Genomic DNA, 17,440 nt, shown 5'->3' on the forward strand with positions numbered 1-17,440 from the left:
GGTCATAAACTGACGGTCTTACGTTGTATGGCTGAATTGCAATAATTTTACATTTTAAGAAAATAATAGGAGTGATTAAGATGTATCAGGAAGAGTATAAGCGCTGGATGGCAGCAGACCTGGAAGACGCAGATCTGATGCCGGAGTTAACTAAAATCGAGGGAAATGATGACGAGATCAAGGAGCGTTTCGCAGTTGCGCTGAAGTTTGGAACAGCCGGACTTCGTGGTGTACTTGGAGCAGGAACAAACAGAATGAATATCTATGTTGTTCGTCAGGCTACACAGGGACTCGCTAACTGGGTAAAGACACAGGGCGGTACACAGACAGTAGCGATCAGCTACGACAGCCGACTCAAGAGTGATGTGTTTGCGAAGACAGCAGCAGGAGTTCTTGCAGCGAACGGAATTAAAGTAAGAATCTACGATGCTCTGATGCCAGTACCGGCACTTTCCTTTGCAACACGCTATTATAACTGTAACGCAGGTGTTATGGTAACAGCATCCCACAACCCGGCGAAGTATAACGGATATAAGGCATACGGACCGGATGGATGCCAGATGACAGATGATGCAGCAGCAATCGTATACGAAGAGATCCAGAAGACAGATGTACTTACAGGTGCGAAGTATATGTCTTTCGCTCAGGGAGTTGAAGAAGGTCTGATCCGTTTCGTAGGAGATGACTGTAAGGATGCACTGTATGAGGCAATCGAGTCCCGTCAGGTTCGTCCGGGTCTGTGTAAGAGCGCAGGACTTAAGCTTGTATACAGCCCACTGAATGGATCTGGATTAGTACCGGTAACACGTGTACTTAAAGACATCGGAATCACAGATGTAACAATCGTACCGGAGCAGGAGTACCCGAATGGATATTTCACAACATGCAGCTACCCGAACCCAGAGATCTTTGCAGCACTTGAGCTGGGACTGAATCTTGCGAAAGAGACAGGTGCAGACCTCATGCTTGCAACAGACCCAGATGCAGACCGTGTAGGAATCGCTATGAAGTGCCCGGACGGATCCTATGAGCTTGTTTCAGGAAATGAAGTCGGAGTTCTTCTTCTTGACTACATCGCAGCAGGACGTATCGAGAAAGGCACAATGCCTGAGAAACCGGTAGCAGTGAAATCTCTCGTATCTACACCACTTGCAGATGCAGTTGCAGAGCATTACGGAGTAGAGCTTCGCAACGTACTGACAGGATTCAAATGGATCGGAGATCAGATCGCGAACCTCGAGGCAGCAGGAGAAGTTGACCGTTTTATCTTCGGATTTGAAGAGAGCTACGGATACCTTGCAGGACCTTATGTACGTGATAAAGATGCAATCATCGGATCTATGCTGATCTGTGAGATGGCCGCTTACTATAGAAGTATCGGAAGTTCACTGAAACAGAGACTGGAAGAGATCTACGCACAGTACGGACGTTATCTCAACAAGATCGATAGCTTTGAATTCCCGGGACTGAGCGGAATGGATAAGATGTCAGGAATCATGGAAAATCTTCGTAAGAATCCTCTGGAAGAGATCGCAGGATACAAAGTAGCCAGCGTGATCGATTACGAGAAGACAGAAGAAACAGGACTTCCGAAGGCTAACGTACTTGTTTACAAACTGGAGAACAACGAGACAGTAATCGTTCGTCCATCCGGAACAGAGCCGAAGATCAAGATCTACTACACAACACTTGGTAAAGATCTTGCAGAGGCAGAAGCTGAGAAAGAGAAGCTTGCAGAAGCACTGAAACCTATTATGGAGTAATAGAAGATGGGAAAGGGGATCAGATATCTGGTCTCCTTTTTCAATGTCGTAAAAAAATAAGTAGTAAATATGTAGCATATATGTTAAAATCAATACATTACAGTAAAGTAATAAAGTGATTAGAGAACGAAACAGATGGAGGAATATTACGATGTATATAACATGTCTTGATGTAGAGGGAGTACTTGTACCGGAGATCTGGATTGCATTCGCAGAGGCGAGTGGAATTCCGGAACTCAAGAAGACAACAAGAGACGAACCTGACTATGATAAACTGATGAATTGGAGACTTGGAATTCTGAAAGAGCATGGTCTCGGACTGAAAGAGATCCAGGAGACAATCGCAAAGATCGATCCGCTTCCGGGAGCGAGAGAGTTCTTAGATGAGCTCCGCACATTCAGCCAGGTAATCCTGATCAGTGATACATTTACACAGTTTGCAACACCGCTGATGGAGAAGCTGGGGTGGCCGACACTGTTCTGTAACAGTCTGAAAGTAGCTGAGGACGGCGAGATCACAGGATTCAAGATGCGCGTAGAGCAGTCTAAGTTAAGTACTGTGAAAGCACTGCAGTCTATCGGATTTGACACAATTGCAAGCGGAGATTCCTACAATGACCTTGGCATGATCCAGGCAAGTAAGGCAGGATTCTTGTTCCGCAGCACAGAGCAGATCAAAGCAGATCATCCGGAACTTCCGGCATATGAGACTTATGATGAGCTTCTGACAGCAATTAAAGATGCGATGAAATAAGCAAAATAGGCCAGTTAAGACCCAAAAAAGAACCGCACACTATAACAGGAGAACAAATCTTGATATGTTCATCTGTTATAGTGTGCGGTTTCTTATAGTTATATTTAAAAATTTTAGGAAAAATGTTTATATGTTTTTAATGGTTGTTGGCAAGTTAATATTTTGGTTTATATTTGATGAAAATGCCGACCACAGAACCATGGCTTTTTGCGGCCGGCATAAGGGTCAGAATGTGCCTTGACACATTCTGAGTTATCTCTGCACGCGACCGGCACCGTCGCTGTCCATGAGATTTAATACTTCTGTTTCAGAGATAAAGTTCAGGTCTCCCGGAATCGTGTGCTTGATCGCAGCTGCGGCAAGACCGAACTCTAAGGCTTTTTCGGCACCCATCTGTGCAAGGATACCGTGCAGGCATCCGGAAGCGAAGGAATCTCCTCCGCCGACGCGGTCTACGATGTGAAGATCGTAATTGCGTCCGTGGTACAGTCCGTCTGCTGTGCAGACAGCACCGGACCAGCCATTGTCGGATGCGCTGATACTCTTACGGAGAGTTGTGATCAGATGAGTGAATCCGTAGTGGTTCAGAACATGGGTCATGTGTTCTTCATCGACACAGATCTGATAGTCTCCATTGATGAAGTCAACACCTTCCTCGGAATATCCAAGACATTTGGCAGCATCTCTTGCATTTCCGAAGCAGATATCAACATATGGCATCATCTCAGAGAGCATTTTCTGTTTTCCTTCGATATCTTCTGTCCAGAGTTTTGCACGGTAGTTCAGGTCGAAGGAAACAGTTACTCCGTGCTCTTTTGCTTTTTTTAGTGCAGTCATTGTAAGTTCTGCAGCTGCTTTACTCAGGACAGGAGTGATTCCGGATACATGGAAGAGATCAGCCCCTTCCATGATCGCATCGAAATCAAATTCATCGGCAGTTGCTTTTGTGATCGCGGAATCCGCTCTGTCATAGACAACGCTTGACGGGCGGACGGAAGCACCGTTTTCCAGGAAATAGATTCCAAGACGATTACCTCCTCTCACGATATGGCTGCAGTCTACGCCGAGCTTACGCAGTGTTGCGACAGCAGCGTCTCCAATGGCATTGGCAGGAACCTTGGAAACGAATGCCGCATCATTGCCGAACTGGGCGAGGGAAGCAGCTACATTTGCCTCAGCACCGCCATAATTGATCTCGAAGTCGGACGCCTGAGCAAAACGCTGATATCCCGGTGGGGAGAGACGGAGCATGATTTCTCCTAATGTGACAACTTTTGCCATGGCTTACACCTCCCGTGCAGTGCGAACAAGTTCTACAGCTTCTTTTGTAAGTCTTGTGATCTCATCAAAAGCACCCTCTTTTACGAGGTTTCCTTTTACCATCCAGCTTCCGCCGCAGGCGAAGATTTTATCATACTGAAGGTAAGATGTGACATTCTGAGGGTTAAGTCCGCCTGTTGGCATGAACTTCAGCATTGTATAAGGCGCTGCAACAGCTTTGATCATGTTAAGTCCACCGGATGGCTCAGCCGGGAAGAATTTAACTGCTTCAAGACCAAGCTCGATTGCCTGCTCCATTTCGCTAGGTGTTACAACACCAGGTGTAACAGGGATTCCCTTTTCAAGACAATATTTTACTACCTTTGGGTTAAGTCCCGGGCTTACGATGAATTTTGCTCCGGCATTTACTGCACGGTCAACCTGCTCTGTTGTAAGAACTGTTCCGGCTCCGACAACCATCTCAGGATGTTCTGTTGCCATGATGCGGATGGATTCTTCAGCAGCGGCTGTGCGGAATGTTACTTCCGCACAAGCCAGTCCGCCGTCGCAAAGAGCTTTTGCAAGCGGAGCTGCGTCTTTCGCATCATCAAGAACAACAACCGGTACAATACCGAACTGTGAAAGTTTTTCTAATGTAGCGTTCATTCTAGTTCGCCTCCTTTAAAAGAGATTTCATTACAGCATAGGTTCCTTCTTCGCGGATCTGTGTCAGGTAATTGCATACAGCACTCTCGAATCCTTCAAGTTGTGTCAGGTCTTCACCCCAGAAAGCTTTGTTTGTGCATACTGCGTGAACAAGAGCTTCTACAGAATCATCCTTGTGTGCAAGGTAGAATTCAAGAACTTCTTTGTCATCTTTTACAGTGTAATCATTTCCTTTTCTGCTTGCTACAAGACCTTCGTCTGTCAGAGTGTGACCATTGAAGAATGCAATGTAGAAAGCAAAGGAAGCTGTGATGCATTCAGGAAGAGTTCCTTTACGTTTGATGTACTCTTTCAGTGATGGCATTACACGGGCTTTCCATTTGGAAGTAGAGTTCAGTGAGATGGCAAGTAATGCGTGGTCAATGAATGGGTTTTTGAAACGTTCTGTTACAGCAGCAGCGAAGTCAAGCAGCTCTTCCTTTGGAAGATCCAGTGTCGGGATGATCTCATCATAGATTGTCTTGTTCATGAATCCGCAGATTACATCATCATGCATACAGTCTCTTACGATGTCCTGTCCTGCAAGGTAAGCACCAAGAACGAAAGAAGTATGAGCTCCGTTCAGAATACGTACTTTACGCTGTTTGTATGGTTTATGGTTGTCTGTGATCAGGATCGGAAGTTCCGCTTTGTCTACCGGGAATTCATCTTTGATAGACTGTGGTCCTTCAATTACCCAGAATCCGAAAATTTCTCCTGTGTCAATCAGGTTGTCTTCATATCCGAGTTCTTCACAGATTGCAGCGGCTTCATTTCTTGGATATCCTGTTACGATACGGTCAACCAGTGTGGAGCAGAAAGTATTTTCCTTCTTAACCCATGCACAGAAGTCCTCACTGAGGTTCCACTGCTCTGCATATTTCAGAACACACTTCTCAAGTTCTTTTCCGTTATTATCAATCAGCTCACAGGAAAGAATGATGAATCCTTTTCCTTCTTCCTGACCAAATTTCTGGAAACGGCGATATAAGAACTGTGTCAGCTTTCCAGGGTAAGAGTTTGCCGGAACATCTGTGAACTGGCAGGATGGATCGTAAGCGATTCCAGCCTCGGTTGTGTTACATGTAATGAATCTTAAATCCGGGTTAGAAGCACACTCAAGAACAGCTTCGAAATCAGCATATGGGTTCAGGCAACGGCTTACGCAGGAAATGACACGTTTCTTATTTACTTCCTTTCCGTCCTGGAATCCTCTTAAGAAGAGTGTGTAAAGTCCTTCCTGCTCATTGATCATGTCGGCAAGACCTGGTCCGATCGGCTGGCAGAGAACAACCTTGGAGTTGAATCCTGCCTTTTCATTCATAACATCAATAAAGTAGTCAACGAATGCACGAAGGAAGTTACCTTCACCAAACTGAAGCACACGTTCCGGTGCATTTTCCAGAAGATATCCGGAATAATTCTGTTCTTTTAAAGTTTCATAAGAAAGCTTTTTCATAATTGTATCGTCCTTTCCATAAAATATATATCAATGATTCTTAAAGTGTTACACCTTGTTTAAAGATCGCCATGTCATGGAAACCAGCTTCTTCAGATTTTGATTTCTTACCGGATGCGATATTAATGACGAAGTCAAGCAGCTGATCTGCAAGTTCATCCGCCGGTGTGTCATCAACGAGGACACCACAGTTGAAGTCAATCCAGTTCTTTTTCTTCTCAGCGAGAAGATTGTTTGTAGAAATCTTTACAGTCGGTACCGGGCATGCGAATGGTGTTCCTCGTCCTGTAGTAAAGAGGACGATGTGCGCACCGGATGCAGCCAGTGCAGTTGCGGCAACCAGATCATTTCCAGGTGCGCTTAAAAGGTTGAGTCCCTTTGTACAGACTGGTTCGCCGTAAGCAAGGACACCTTTGACAGGAGCTGTACCGGACTTCTGTGTACATCCAAGAGACTTGTCTTCCAGTGTGGAGATTCCACCCTTCTTATTTCCAGGAGACGGGTTCTCATAGATTGTCTGTCCGTGACGTTTAAAGTATTCTTTGAAGTCATTGATCAGAGTAACTGTCTTATCGAAAAGAGCTTCGTTCTCACAACGGTTCATAAGTAACGTCTCAGCTCCGAACATCTCAGGAACTTCTGTAAGGATTGTGGAACCGCCCATGGCGATCAGACGGTCAGAAAATCCACCAACAGTCGGGTTCGCTGTAATACCGGAAAGTCCGTCAGAACCACCACATTTCATACCAATTACAAGTTCACTGCAGCTGATCGGTTCTCTGTGGAACTGTTCTGCGTAAGCGGCAAGCTCACGTACAACCTCGATTCCGTCTGCAATCTCATCTTCACATTCCTGCGCAACAAGAAAACGCACACGTTCCGGATCATATTCTCCTATGTATTTCTTCAGTTCATCAATGTTACTGTTTTCACAGCCAAGTCCGAGAACAAGAACACCACCGGCATTTGGATGGTTGACCAGGTCTGCCAGAATCTGACGTGTGTGCTCCTGATCGTCACCCATCTGGGAACATCCATATGGATGAGTGAATGCGATCACACCTTCTACATTCTCAGTTACAAAGCGCTGGGAACCTTTCTCGATTGCCTGTGCCACATTGTTGACACATCCGACAGTCGGAACGATCCAGATCTCATTACGAACACCGACGCGTCCGTCCTTTCTTCTGTAACCGTTGAAGAAACGTGCTTCCTTCTCAGCGAGAGGAGTAGTTTCTTTATTATAAGTATATGTAAGAAGGTCACCAAGTCCTGTTTTCATATTGTGAGTATGGATCCAGGAGCCCTTTGCGATATCTGTCTTTGCAACTCCGATGGGATTTCCATATTTAATAACGGATTCACCTTCGGCGATATCAGTTAAAGCAAATTTATGTCCCTGTGGGATGTCTTCTGTTAATATTACTGTCTGACCGTCGAGCTGGATCTCTGTTCCTTTCTTAAGAGGAGACAGTGCAACTGCGACTTTATCAGCAGGATGGATTTTAATAAATGGTTTCAAAGGTCGATTGATCCTCCTTCCAATGTGTATCAATAGAAACTTCTTTTTATAAATGTAATGTTTTAAAATGTAATTGCTTACAGATTATGTAAGAGCTTACATAAAAAGTAAACCGAAATCAGAAAAAGGTCAATATAAAAATGGGAAAACAACAAATTTTGTGAAAAAGCTACAAAAACAAAGAATAAAAATTGTGAAAAAATAAACGAGAAATTGTTTGCAATCGAGTACAATGCACGTTATACTTAATTTATAAATGTAAGAGCTTACACAAGAAACGGTGTAAATGCGGCGAACAAGGAAAACCAGGAGGAAGCACTAACATCTTAATGCAATATGGAATGCGTTACTTCCAGAATATTTCTATAAAAAGAACAGACAGTTCGATCGCCGGGGATTCAATGAATAAAGGAAAAGAATATGAGAAACAGGATTAAAAAAATTATCAGCACTGTTCTCTGTGCAGGTCTTGTTGCCGGTCTGGCAGGAGGATGCAGCGGAACAGGGGATATCAATGGGGGAAAACGAATCATTCGTGTTGCTCTGTCCCAGTCAGAGACACATCCGGAGTATACAGGAATGGAAAAGTTTAAAGAAGTTGTAGAGGAAAAACTTGGAGATAAATATGAAGTTCAGATTTATCCAAACGAGCTCCTTGGTGGACAGACAAAAGCAATCGAGCTGACGCAGACAGGTGCGATCGACTTCGTAGTAGCAGGTACGCCAAACCTTGAGATCTTTGCAGATGTATATGAAGTATTCAGTATGCCATACCTCTTTACATCAGAAGAAGCTTATTTCGCATCAATGAATGATACCGATTATATGGAAAAGGTTTATGAGTCTACAGATGATACAGGACTTCGTGTTATGACATGGTTCAACGTTGGATCAAGAAACTTCTATGCAAAGAAACCAATCAACACACCGGATGACCTGAAAGGTCTGAAGATGCGTGTTCAGCAGAGTCCGGCCAGTGTAAAGATGGCGAATGCATTTGGCGCAGCCGCTTCTCCGATGAGTTTCGGTGAAGTATACACAGCGATCCAACAGGGAGTTATCGACGGAGCGGAGAACAATGAGCTGGCTCTGACAGAGAACAAACACGGTGAGGTTGCCAAATATTATTCTTATACAATGCACCAGATTATTCCTGATGTTCTGATCGCAAACCTGAAGTTCCTCAACGGACTGAACGATGAAGAGAAAGAGATCTTCTATGATGCGGCACAGCAGGCAACAGAGACAGAGATGGAAGCATGGGATACTCAGGTAGAGCAGGCTAAGAAGATTGCACAGGACGATATGGGCGTTGAATTCATTTACCCGGACATCAACCTGTTTAAAGATAAGGTAAGCAATGTACAGCAGGAGATGCTTGATGCGAACCCGGATATCCAGAATCTGTATGACCACATCCAGATGTACAATGAAAAATATGCGAATACATCAGATTCATCTGATACAGCAGAGACAAAGGAGGCGAAGTAAGATGGAAGCATTACATAAGATCAGAAAAGGTATTGATACAGTCTTAAGCTCAGCCTGTGTACTGCTGTTTGCAATGATGGTAGTCGTTGGAACATATCAGATCGTAACAAGATTCATATTCAACAAACCAAGTACTGTATCAGAAGAGCTTCTTACATATACATTTGCATGGATGGCAATGCTTGCTTCCGCTTATGTATTCGGTAAGAGAGACCACATGAAAATGAGTTTCTTAGTAGACAAGCTTCCGGAAGGAAAGAGAAGAGTGCTTGATATCGTGATCGAAGTACTAATCGTTTTCTTCGCAGCAGCAGTATTGATCTACGGTGGTGTTACAATCATGAATCTGACAATGACACAGAAAACAGCATCTCTTGGAGTATCCATGGGTGTGATCTACGCAGTTATGCCGATCAGTGGAGTTCTGATTGCAGTCTACGGACTTCTTAACATTGCAGATATGTGTACAGGAAATTATGTACAGAAAATAGAGGAATAGGGGGGAATTAGAAGATGAATATAGCAGTATTGTCAGGATTAATTATTTTAGTCCTTCTTGTAATCATGCTGATTGCAGGAGTGCCGATCGCAGTAGCGCTTGGAGTATCTTCTGTATGTGCAATTCTTCCGGTCATGGATGTAGATGTAGCCGTTCTGACAGGATCCCAGAGAATTTTCTCCGGAATCTCCGTATTCAGTCTGCTGGCTATTCCGTTTTTCATCCTTGCAGGAAATATTATGAATAAAGGTGGTATCGCAGTCCGCCTGATCAACCTTGCAAAACTTATCACAGGCCGTGCACCTGGAGCACTGGCCCAGACAAATGTTCTCGCCAACATGCTCTTTGGTTCCATCTCCGGTTCCGGTACAGCCGCAGCATCCGCTATGGGATCTATCATCGGACCAATCGAGAAAGAAGAAGGATATGACCCGAACTTCTCAGCAGCAGTTAATATCGCAACAGCACCGACAGGACTTTTGATTCCACCAAGTAACGTAATGATCACATTCTCACTTGTAAGTGGAGGAACTTCTGTAGCAGCACTTTTCATGGCAGGATATATCCCGGGAATCCTCTGGGGACTTGCATGTATGCTCGTAGTCTATTTCATTGCCAAGAAGAGAGGCTACCGCGCAAAGACAAAATTCACAGCCAAAGAAGCAGGAAATGTAATCCTTCAGGCACTCCCATGTCTGCTTCTGATCGTAATCGTTATCGGGGGAATCATCTTTGGTGTGTTCACAGCAACAGAAGGATCTGTAGTGGCAGTAGTATACAGCCTGTGTCTTTCTCTGTTTGTGTATAAATCAATCAAGATCAAAGAGCTTCCGAAGATTTTCAAGGACAGTGCAGAGATGACAGGAATCATCATCTTCCTGATTGGAGTATCCAGTATCATGTCATGGGTTATGGCATTTACAAATATTCCGGCAATCGTATCTGCAGGACTTCTTGCAATCAGCAGCAACAAATATGTCATCTTCCTTCTGATCAATGTCATCCTTCTTGTAGTTGGAACATTCATGGATATGACACCAGCCTGCCTGATCTTTACACCAATCTTTCTTCCGGTATGTACAGCACTCGGAATGAACACGATCCACTTCGGAATCATGATGATCTTCAACCTGTGTATCGGAACAATCACTCCACCGGTTGGAACAACACTCTTCGTTGGTGTTAAAGTCGGAGGCGTTAAGATCGAAACCGTATTTAAACAGCTGCTCGTATATTTCGCAGCAATCTTTATCGTACTGCTGCTGGTAACATACATTCCGGCACTCAGCCTGACACTTCCAAAACTACTCGGATATATCTAAAGAATCCGCCTGTTTTGATACACACAAAGAGCGCGCAACAATTCTATGTGCGCTCTTTAAACTACAATTAATAAGAGTTAGAAATGGAGAATAGTAAGATGAAAGCATTTATGGACAAAGACTTTTTATTATCATCAGAGACATCACAGAAACTTTTCCACGAGTACGCAGAAAATATGCCAATCGTAGATTATCATTGTCATATCAATCCGCAGGAAATTGCAGAGGATAGAAAATTTGAGAATATTACACAGGTATGGCTTGGCGGAGATCATTATAAATGGCGTCAGATGCGTTCTAACGGTGTGGATGAATATTATATTACAGGTGGCGCAAGCGACCGTGAAAAATTCCAGAAATGGGCAGAGACACTTGAGAAAGCAATCGGAAACCCGCTGTATCATTGGAGCCACTTAGAGCTGCAGAGATATTTCGGATATACAGGACATCTGTGTGGCGAGACAGCAGAGGAAGTATGGAACCTGTGCAACGCAAAGTTGCAGGAAGATGGAATGTCTGTAAGAAATCTGATCCGTCAGTCTAATGTAAAATTGATTTGTACAACAGATGATCCGGTAGATTCTCTTGAATGGCATAAGAAACTGGCAGAGGATGAGACATTTGAAGTAAAAGTACTTCCTGCATGGCGTCCGGACAAGGCAATGAACCTTGAGAAACCGGAATATGCTGATTACATTAAGACACTTTCAGAAGTAAGCGGAATTGAAGTAAAAGACTTCGCAACCATGAAAGAAGCAATCCTGAACAGAATGGATTTCTTTGATTCTATGGGATGTTGTGTGTCTGACCATGCTCTGGAATATGTAATGTATGCACCAGCTTCTGAGGAAGAAGTAGATGCGATCTTCAAGAAAGCACTCGCTGGCGAAGGTGTATCAAGAGAAGAGGAAATGAAGTTCAAGATGGCATTCATGCAGTTTGTTGCCAGAGCTTACCACAAAAAGAACTGGGTAATGCAGATCCATTACGGCTGCAAGCGTGATAACAATGCCCTGATGTATGCAAAGCTCGGACCGGATACAGGATTCGACTGTATCAACAACTATGCTCCAAGTGCACAGACAGCAGATTTCCTTAACTCACTGATCGCAACAGATGAGCTTCCGAAGACCATCCTGTATTCTCTGAATCCATGTGATAACGAAGCAATCGGAACAATTCTCGGATGCTTCCAGGGAACAGAGGCAGCAGGCAAGATCCAGCAGGGAAGCGCATGGTGGTTCAACGATCACAAGACAGGTATGATCGCTCAGATGACATCCCTTGCAAACCTGGGGCTTCTGTCTAATTTCGTAGGTATGCTGACAGACTCCAGAAGTTTCCTGTCTTATACAAGACATGAGTACTTCAGAAGAATCCTCTGTGAACTCATCGGAGGATGGGTAGAGAACGGAGAGTACCCGGCTGACTATAAGGTACTTGAGAAGATTGTAAAAGGTATTTCCTATGATAATGCAGTGAAATACTTTGGATTTGATGTGGAATAGTTTCGAGGTTGAAATAACGAGAAATTTGCGTTAAAATTTATCTGTAGAGTCGCTTGTGAAAGGAAAAACCATTCATGGATGACAGAAATTAGAAAGAGAGGGCACGACGATTAACATATATGATATAGCGAAGCTTTCTGGTGTGTCCATTGCAACTGTGTCCAGAGTGGTCAATGGAAGCCCGAGAGTAAGCGAGAAAACAAAACAGAAAGTGTTGGCTGTCATGGAGGAGAATGATTACACGCCGAATGTCTTCGCGAGAGGTCTTGGACTTGGATCAATGAAGACAGTGGGAATCATTTGTCCGGATATTTCAGACAGTTACATGTCTAAAGCTGTTTCTTATTTAGAAAGCCGTTTACATGAATACGGATACGACTGTATCCTCGGCTGCAGTGGATTCAAGCAGAAAGAGAAAGAAAATTACGTGAATCTGTTATTGTCAAAGAAGATTGACACCCTCGTACTTGTAGGTTCCACTTATGCAGGGAATGGAAAAGACGAGGATGACACAGATTACATCAGAGAAGCCGCAGAACAGACACCAATCTTTATCATCAACGGTAGAGTGTGTGGCAAAAATATCTATTGCGCCTGCGCAGATGATTATCATGCAACTTATGAAGTGACAAAGTCCATGATTCGCAGAGGAAGAGAGAGAATCCTCTTCATGTATGATTCAGATTCCTTCAGCGGACGCCAGAAGATGAAAGGATATGAGGCTGCACTTGCAGACGCAGGATATCCGATCAGAGGCGAATTGAAATTCCGCACGAAGAATGACATTGAATATACGAAGAATCTCCTCTTAGAATACAGCAGAACTCTGGAGTTTGACGGAGTACTTGCAACAGACGATGCGATGGCAGTCGGAGCAGTGAAATATGCGAAGGTGAAAGCTATCTCCGTTCCGGAAAAACTATCGATCAGTGGATACAATGATTCCATTATGGCAATCAGTAGCGAACCGGAGCTGACTTCCGTGGACAGTAAGCTTAATGTGCTTTGCAAGACAACTGTAGATCATATGATCAGCCTTCTGGAGAAGCAGGAAGAGATTGAGAAAAATGTAGTTGTGCCTTGCGAGATCGTGAAGCGGTGCACGACAGATTTTTAGAAAAAAGAAGAATGGTGATGCGAAATCGAGAGTGTATGGGGATACATTCTCGATTTTTTTGTCTGACCTTTTGCCCCGGATATCTATAGATTAATGAGGAAAATCATGATAAGATAGAAGCACATGAAACGGACTGTATAGAAAAATGGAGGTTGTCAGAAGTATGGGAGGTTATCTGAATCCAGGAAGTGATCTTTTTGAAATGGCTTTGAGATCACAGATATTTGTTGATAAAAGCGGATTGATAGAAAAAACAAATCGCTGTGTGCGAACATTACAGAGATATATTTGCGTGAGCAGACCAAGAAGATTCGGAAAATCTATGGGTGTTGATATGCTTGCGGCTTATTATGACAGAAGTGTAGATACAAAGGAATTGTTTCAAGAATTAAAAATCAGCAGCACGAAAGAATATGAAAAACATTTGAATCAATATGATGTTTTGAAAATAAATATGCAGGAATTCCTTAGTGCAACCGAAAATATAGATCAGATGCTTCGAATGTTAAATGATTACCTCCTCTTTGACCTGAAAGAACAGTATGGACAGGTACGATTCCGTGACGAAAACAATCTGGTTCAGGTAATGAAAGATGTTTATAGTTATACAAAACATCCTTTTGTAATATTAATTGATGAGTGGGACTGTCTGTTTCGAGAATATCAGCAAGATCAGGAAGCGCAGAAAAAATATCTGGATTTTTTAAGATTCTGGTTGAAAGATAAAGAGTATGTGGCGTTGGCTTATATGACAGGAATTCTTCCAATCAAAAAATATGGTTCTCACTCCGCACTCAATATGTTCACAGAATATTCCATGACAGATCCGGGCGATCTGGCAGAGTACTTTGGTTTTACAGAAACAGAAGTTGAAATTTTATGCAAAAAATATGAAATGAGTTTTGAAGAAGCAAGTGCGTGGTACAATGGGTATCATTTGATTTCACACGAAGATGGAGTGCGAAAAGTTCATTCCATGTATAGTCCGAAATCTGTAGTAGAAGCCATGCAGAAGAGAAAATTCGGAACATATTGGAATCAGACAGAGACGTACGAAGCACTCAAAGTATATATTCAGATGAACATGGATGGATTGAAAGATATCATTATTGAAATACTTGCAGGAGAAAGCGCACGCATCAATACAGGAACATTCAGCAATGATATGACAACATTTGCAACAAAAGATGATGTATTGACCTTGTTGGTACACTTGGGATATCTGACCTATGATAATGAGAAAGAAACAGTTGAAATCCCAAATAGAGAAGTGTCTCAGGAATACGTAAATGCAATCAGTACAATGGATTGGACAGAAGTAATTCGGTCAATAAATGCTTCTAGAAAATTGTTGGAAGCATTGTGGGATATGGATAGCGAAAAGGTTGCAAATGGAATTGAACAGGCTCATAAAGAGATTTCAATATTGGAGTACAATGATGAGAACTCATTAAGCTGTGCAGTTAATCTGGCATTTTACTTTGCAAGAGAATATTATACTATTATTAGAGAAATGCCAGGTGGTAGAGGATTTGCGGATATTTGTATGATACCAAGAAAAATTCATCTTGATAAACCAGCTGTTATGATTGAACTGAAGTGGGATAAAAGTGCAGAAGGTGCGATACAGCAGATTAAAAATAAAGAATATATAGATGCACTGAAAGATTATCAAGGTGATTTGCTCTTAGCAGGTATTAATTACGATAAAAAGACGAAAAAACATAGCTGTATTATCGAAAAATGGAATCTGTAAGATTGTATGAATAAAAAGGAAACGCATTGATTAAATAGCATTCTTGAAAACAGGAAAGGACTACAACCAACATGTTATACGATGAAATCATGAAGATAGTGACACTGGCAGGGGAACTGATGCTTCAGGCACAGGACGAGGAACTGACAGTTTTTGATAAAGAAGGAACCGCAAACTTTGTGACAAAGCATGACAAGGAGATTCAGTTTTATCTGATTCAGAACCTGCGTCAGCTTATACCGGAAGCGACATTTCTTGCAGAGGAAGACGGGATGCAGCAGGAACTTGGAGATGGCTATTGTTTCATTATAGATCCGATTGACGGAACGACGAACTTTATTTTTGATTACAAGCATAGTTGCATTTCAGTCGGATTGACAAAGTTTGGAAGAATGCTGTTTGGCTGTGTTTACAACCCTTACACAAGAGAAATGTATTCCGCTGTGAAAGGTGAAGGGGCGAAGCTGAACGGAAAAGAGATTCACTGTTCGGATAAAGGACTTGCAGATAATCTGGTTGCATTCGGAACTGCACGGTATCAGACAGAAGATACAGACAGAATCTTTGACCATGCGAAGAAGCTGTATCTGAACAGCCTTGGAATTCGTGCCGGTGGTTCTGCAGCACTTGATATCTGCCGTGTGGCATCCGGTGCAAATGGAGTCTATCTTGAACTAATGCTGTATCCGTGGGATTATGCGGCAGCATCACTGATCGTGATGGAAGCCGGAGGGTTTATCTCAACAGCAGAGGGTGGAATGATCACGTTGGATCAGCCGTGTTCCATCCTGGCAGCAGGACGGCAGTGCTGGAAGGAAGCAAGCCAGTTGTTGAGTGAATAATCAGAAGAATGGAATAGAGAGAAAAAATAGAAGGGAACTGAATTCATATGTTTACGCATGAGATGATAAAGTCTTTTAATCAGTTGGAGATGGATGTATATAATTATATTATCAGCAATGAAGAGAAAGTAGTATATATGAAAGTACGTGAACTGGCAGAGGAGGTTCATGTTTCGACAACAACGATCCTTCGCTTTTGTAAAAAGGTAGGATGCGAGGGATATTCTGAATTTCGTTTGAAATTAAAACAGGAAGTCAACAGCAAAGAACAGAAGAAAATCAATATGGATCTTACTGCGGTTAAAGATTTCTTTGAGAGGGTGCAGACACAGGCATTTGCTGAGAATATCCAGGAAGCTGTGAAGTTACTTACAAAGGCATCGTCAATTATATTTGTAGGAGTGGGAAATTCTTCTATTATAGGAAAGTATGGAGCAAGATATTTTAATAATGTAGGTTGGTTTTCTTTTGCAATTGATGATCCATTTACTCCGGTATTTCGCGGAAAAGGTGAGAGGACAGCTACGGTTGCATTGTCTGTATCAGGAGAGACAGAGCAGACACTGATGCTGGCAGAAAAGCTGAAAAGAAGAGGGAGCAGCCTGATATCTATTACAAATAAGGCAAACTGTTCTTTGGCGAAGATGAGTGACTGCAATATAAATTATTATGTTTCAGAGTATAAAAAAGACGAAAATTATGATCTGACATCCCAAATGGCAGTCGTTTTTATTTTGGAATTAATCGGAAGAGAATTGGAGGGCGTCCATAACGATACAGATGATCTGTTTCAAAATGATATGGAAGACTTATTTCATTAAGGTTGTAGAATGTAATGGTACGAATAGTAACCAGATAAGTAACAAAAAAAACAGGATACACGAAAAAGTATCATAATATACAAAAAAGGAAAAGGAAAACAGTGCATTTTACACAATAAAGTAGAATGCCCTGTTTTTTTTATGTAACAAATTCCGTCTATATGGAACGGAAACCAGAAACAGGAAAAAGTACTGACAAAATGGAAAATGCCTGTTATACTAGCACCATCAAAACAAATGGGAAAAAATTAAGGAGGAAACAATCATGGTAATTCGATTATTTTGTGCAGCAGGAATGTCAACAAGTCTTCTGGTAAAAAAGATGGAAGAGGCAGCAAAGGAAAAAGGAAAAGATGCTGACATCGCAGCATATCCATTTACAGATATGGAACGCATGATTGAAGGCGTGGATGTAGCACTGCTCGGACCACAGGTAGGATATCAGCTTGCCAGAGCAAAAGAGATCTGTGATCCAAAAGGGGTTCCGGTAGATGTGATCCCAATGCAGGATTATGGAATGTGCAATGGAATGAATGTTTTGAAATTTGCATATAAGCTTGCGAAAAATAAATAAGAGAAAACAAAGATACACAATTTAAAGCAAAAAAACAGAGCAAAGGG

The 17,440-nt window shown here is 42.6% G+C and carries 15 protein-coding genes; 11 read left to right on the top strand and 4 right to left on the bottom strand.

The genetic code is table 11. From position 1 onward, the window contains the following. The first annotated feature begins 80 nt into the window (after positions 1-80). Both DXB52_RS02480 and thrH read left to right on the top strand, forming a co-directional pair. Positions 81-1,763, top strand: coding sequence for a phospho-sugar mutase (locus DXB52_RS02480; RefSeq protein WP_015529961.1), 1,683 nt, complete (start codon positions 81-83; stop codon positions 1,761-1,763). A gap of 151 nt (positions 1,764-1,914) precedes the next feature. Beyond that, positions 1,915-2,517 (top strand): bifunctional phosphoserine phosphatase/homoserine phosphotransferase ThrH, encoded by a 603-nt coding sequence (thrH, locus tag DXB52_RS02485; RefSeq protein ID WP_118106408.1) that lies wholly within the window; start codon positions 1,915-1,917, stop codon positions 2,515-2,517. A gap of 252 nt (positions 2,518-2,769) precedes the next feature. Here thrH and DXB52_RS02490 read toward each other — a convergent pair whose 3' ends face one another. The 4 genes from DXB52_RS02490 to DXB52_RS02505 are packed head-to-tail and all read right to left on the bottom strand — an operon-like array spanning position 2,770 to position 7,463. After that, positions 2,770-3,798 (bottom strand): sugar kinase, encoded by a 1,029-nt coding sequence (locus DXB52_RS02490; RefSeq protein ID WP_118106410.1) that lies wholly within the window; start codon positions 3,796-3,798, stop codon positions 2,770-2,772. A 3-nt stretch (positions 3,799-3,801) separates the two neighbouring features. After that, positions 3,802-4,443: a bifunctional 4-hydroxy-2-oxoglutarate aldolase/2-dehydro-3-deoxy-phosphogluconate aldolase gene (locus DXB52_RS02495; RefSeq protein WP_118106413.1), complete on the bottom strand. Its 642-nt coding sequence runs from the start codon at positions 4,441-4,443 to the stop codon at positions 3,802-3,804. 1 nt (position 4,444) lies between these two features. Further along, positions 4,445-5,941: a tagaturonate reductase gene (locus tag DXB52_RS02500; RefSeq protein WP_118106415.1), complete on the bottom strand. Its 1,497-nt coding sequence runs from the start codon at positions 5,939-5,941 to the stop codon at positions 4,445-4,447. 40 nt (positions 5,942-5,981) lie between these two features. After that, on the bottom strand, positions 5,982-7,463 hold the full coding sequence (locus DXB52_RS02505) for a UxaA family hydrolase (protein WP_118106417.1): 1,482 nt from the start codon (positions 7,461-7,463) through the stop codon (positions 5,982-5,984). 420 nt (positions 7,464-7,883) lie between these two features. Between DXB52_RS02505 and DXB52_RS02510 the strand changes: the two genes are divergently transcribed. The 9 genes from DXB52_RS02510 (at position 7,884) to DXB52_RS02550 (ending at position 17,393) form a co-directional block, all read left to right on the top strand. Beyond that, positions 7,884-8,954: a TRAP transporter substrate-binding protein gene (locus DXB52_RS02510; RefSeq protein WP_118106419.1), complete on the top strand. Its 1,071-nt coding sequence runs from the start codon at positions 7,884-7,886 to the stop codon at positions 8,952-8,954. A 1-nt stretch (position 8,955) separates the two neighbouring features. Continuing rightward, on the top strand, positions 8,956-9,453 hold the full coding sequence (locus tag DXB52_RS02515) for a TRAP transporter small permease (RefSeq protein ID WP_118106421.1): 498 nt from the start codon (positions 8,956-8,958) through the stop codon (positions 9,451-9,453). Between the two features lie 14 nt (positions 9,454-9,467). Next, positions 9,468-10,775, top strand: a complete 1,308-nt coding sequence (locus DXB52_RS02520) for a TRAP transporter large permease (RefSeq protein ID WP_118106423.1) — start codon at positions 9,468-9,470, stop codon at positions 10,773-10,775. Between the two features lie 98 nt (positions 10,776-10,873). Further along, entirely contained in the window at positions 10,874-12,283 is a 1,410-nt protein-coding gene (gene uxaC / locus DXB52_RS02525; RefSeq protein WP_118106425.1) for a glucuronate isomerase, read from the top strand. Between the two features lie 124 nt (positions 12,284-12,407). Further along, positions 12,408-13,400, top strand: a complete 993-nt coding sequence (locus DXB52_RS02530; RefSeq protein WP_330677902.1) for a LacI family DNA-binding transcriptional regulator — start codon at positions 12,408-12,410, stop codon at positions 13,398-13,400. 145 nt (positions 13,401-13,545) lie between these two features. After that, complete coding sequence (locus tag DXB52_RS02535) at positions 13,546-15,156, top strand: AAA family ATPase (protein ID WP_472519913.1); 1,611 nt, start codon at positions 13,546-13,548, stop codon at positions 15,154-15,156. Between the two features lie 71 nt (positions 15,157-15,227). Further along, positions 15,228-15,998 (top strand): inositol monophosphatase family protein, encoded by a 771-nt coding sequence (locus tag DXB52_RS02540; protein ID WP_020436750.1) that lies wholly within the window; start codon positions 15,228-15,230, stop codon positions 15,996-15,998. 62 nt (positions 15,999-16,060) lie between these two features. Further along, positions 16,061-16,819: a MurR/RpiR family transcriptional regulator gene (locus DXB52_RS02545; RefSeq protein WP_227156423.1), complete on the top strand. Its 759-nt coding sequence runs from the start codon at positions 16,061-16,063 to the stop codon at positions 16,817-16,819. A gap of 262 nt (positions 16,820-17,081) precedes the next feature. Further along, positions 17,082-17,393 carry a PTS sugar transporter subunit IIB gene (locus tag DXB52_RS02550; RefSeq protein ID WP_472519915.1) on the top strand — a complete coding sequence of 104 codons (312 nt, stop codon included), beginning with the start codon at positions 17,082-17,084 and terminating at the stop codon, positions 17,391-17,393. Positions 17,394-17,440 lie beyond the last annotated feature (47 nt).

It is taken from the genome of Ruminococcus sp. OM04-4AA, assembly GCF_003462585.1.
Classification (GTDB): domain Bacteria; phylum Bacillota; class Clostridia; order Lachnospirales; family Lachnospiraceae; genus Mediterraneibacter; species Mediterraneibacter faecis.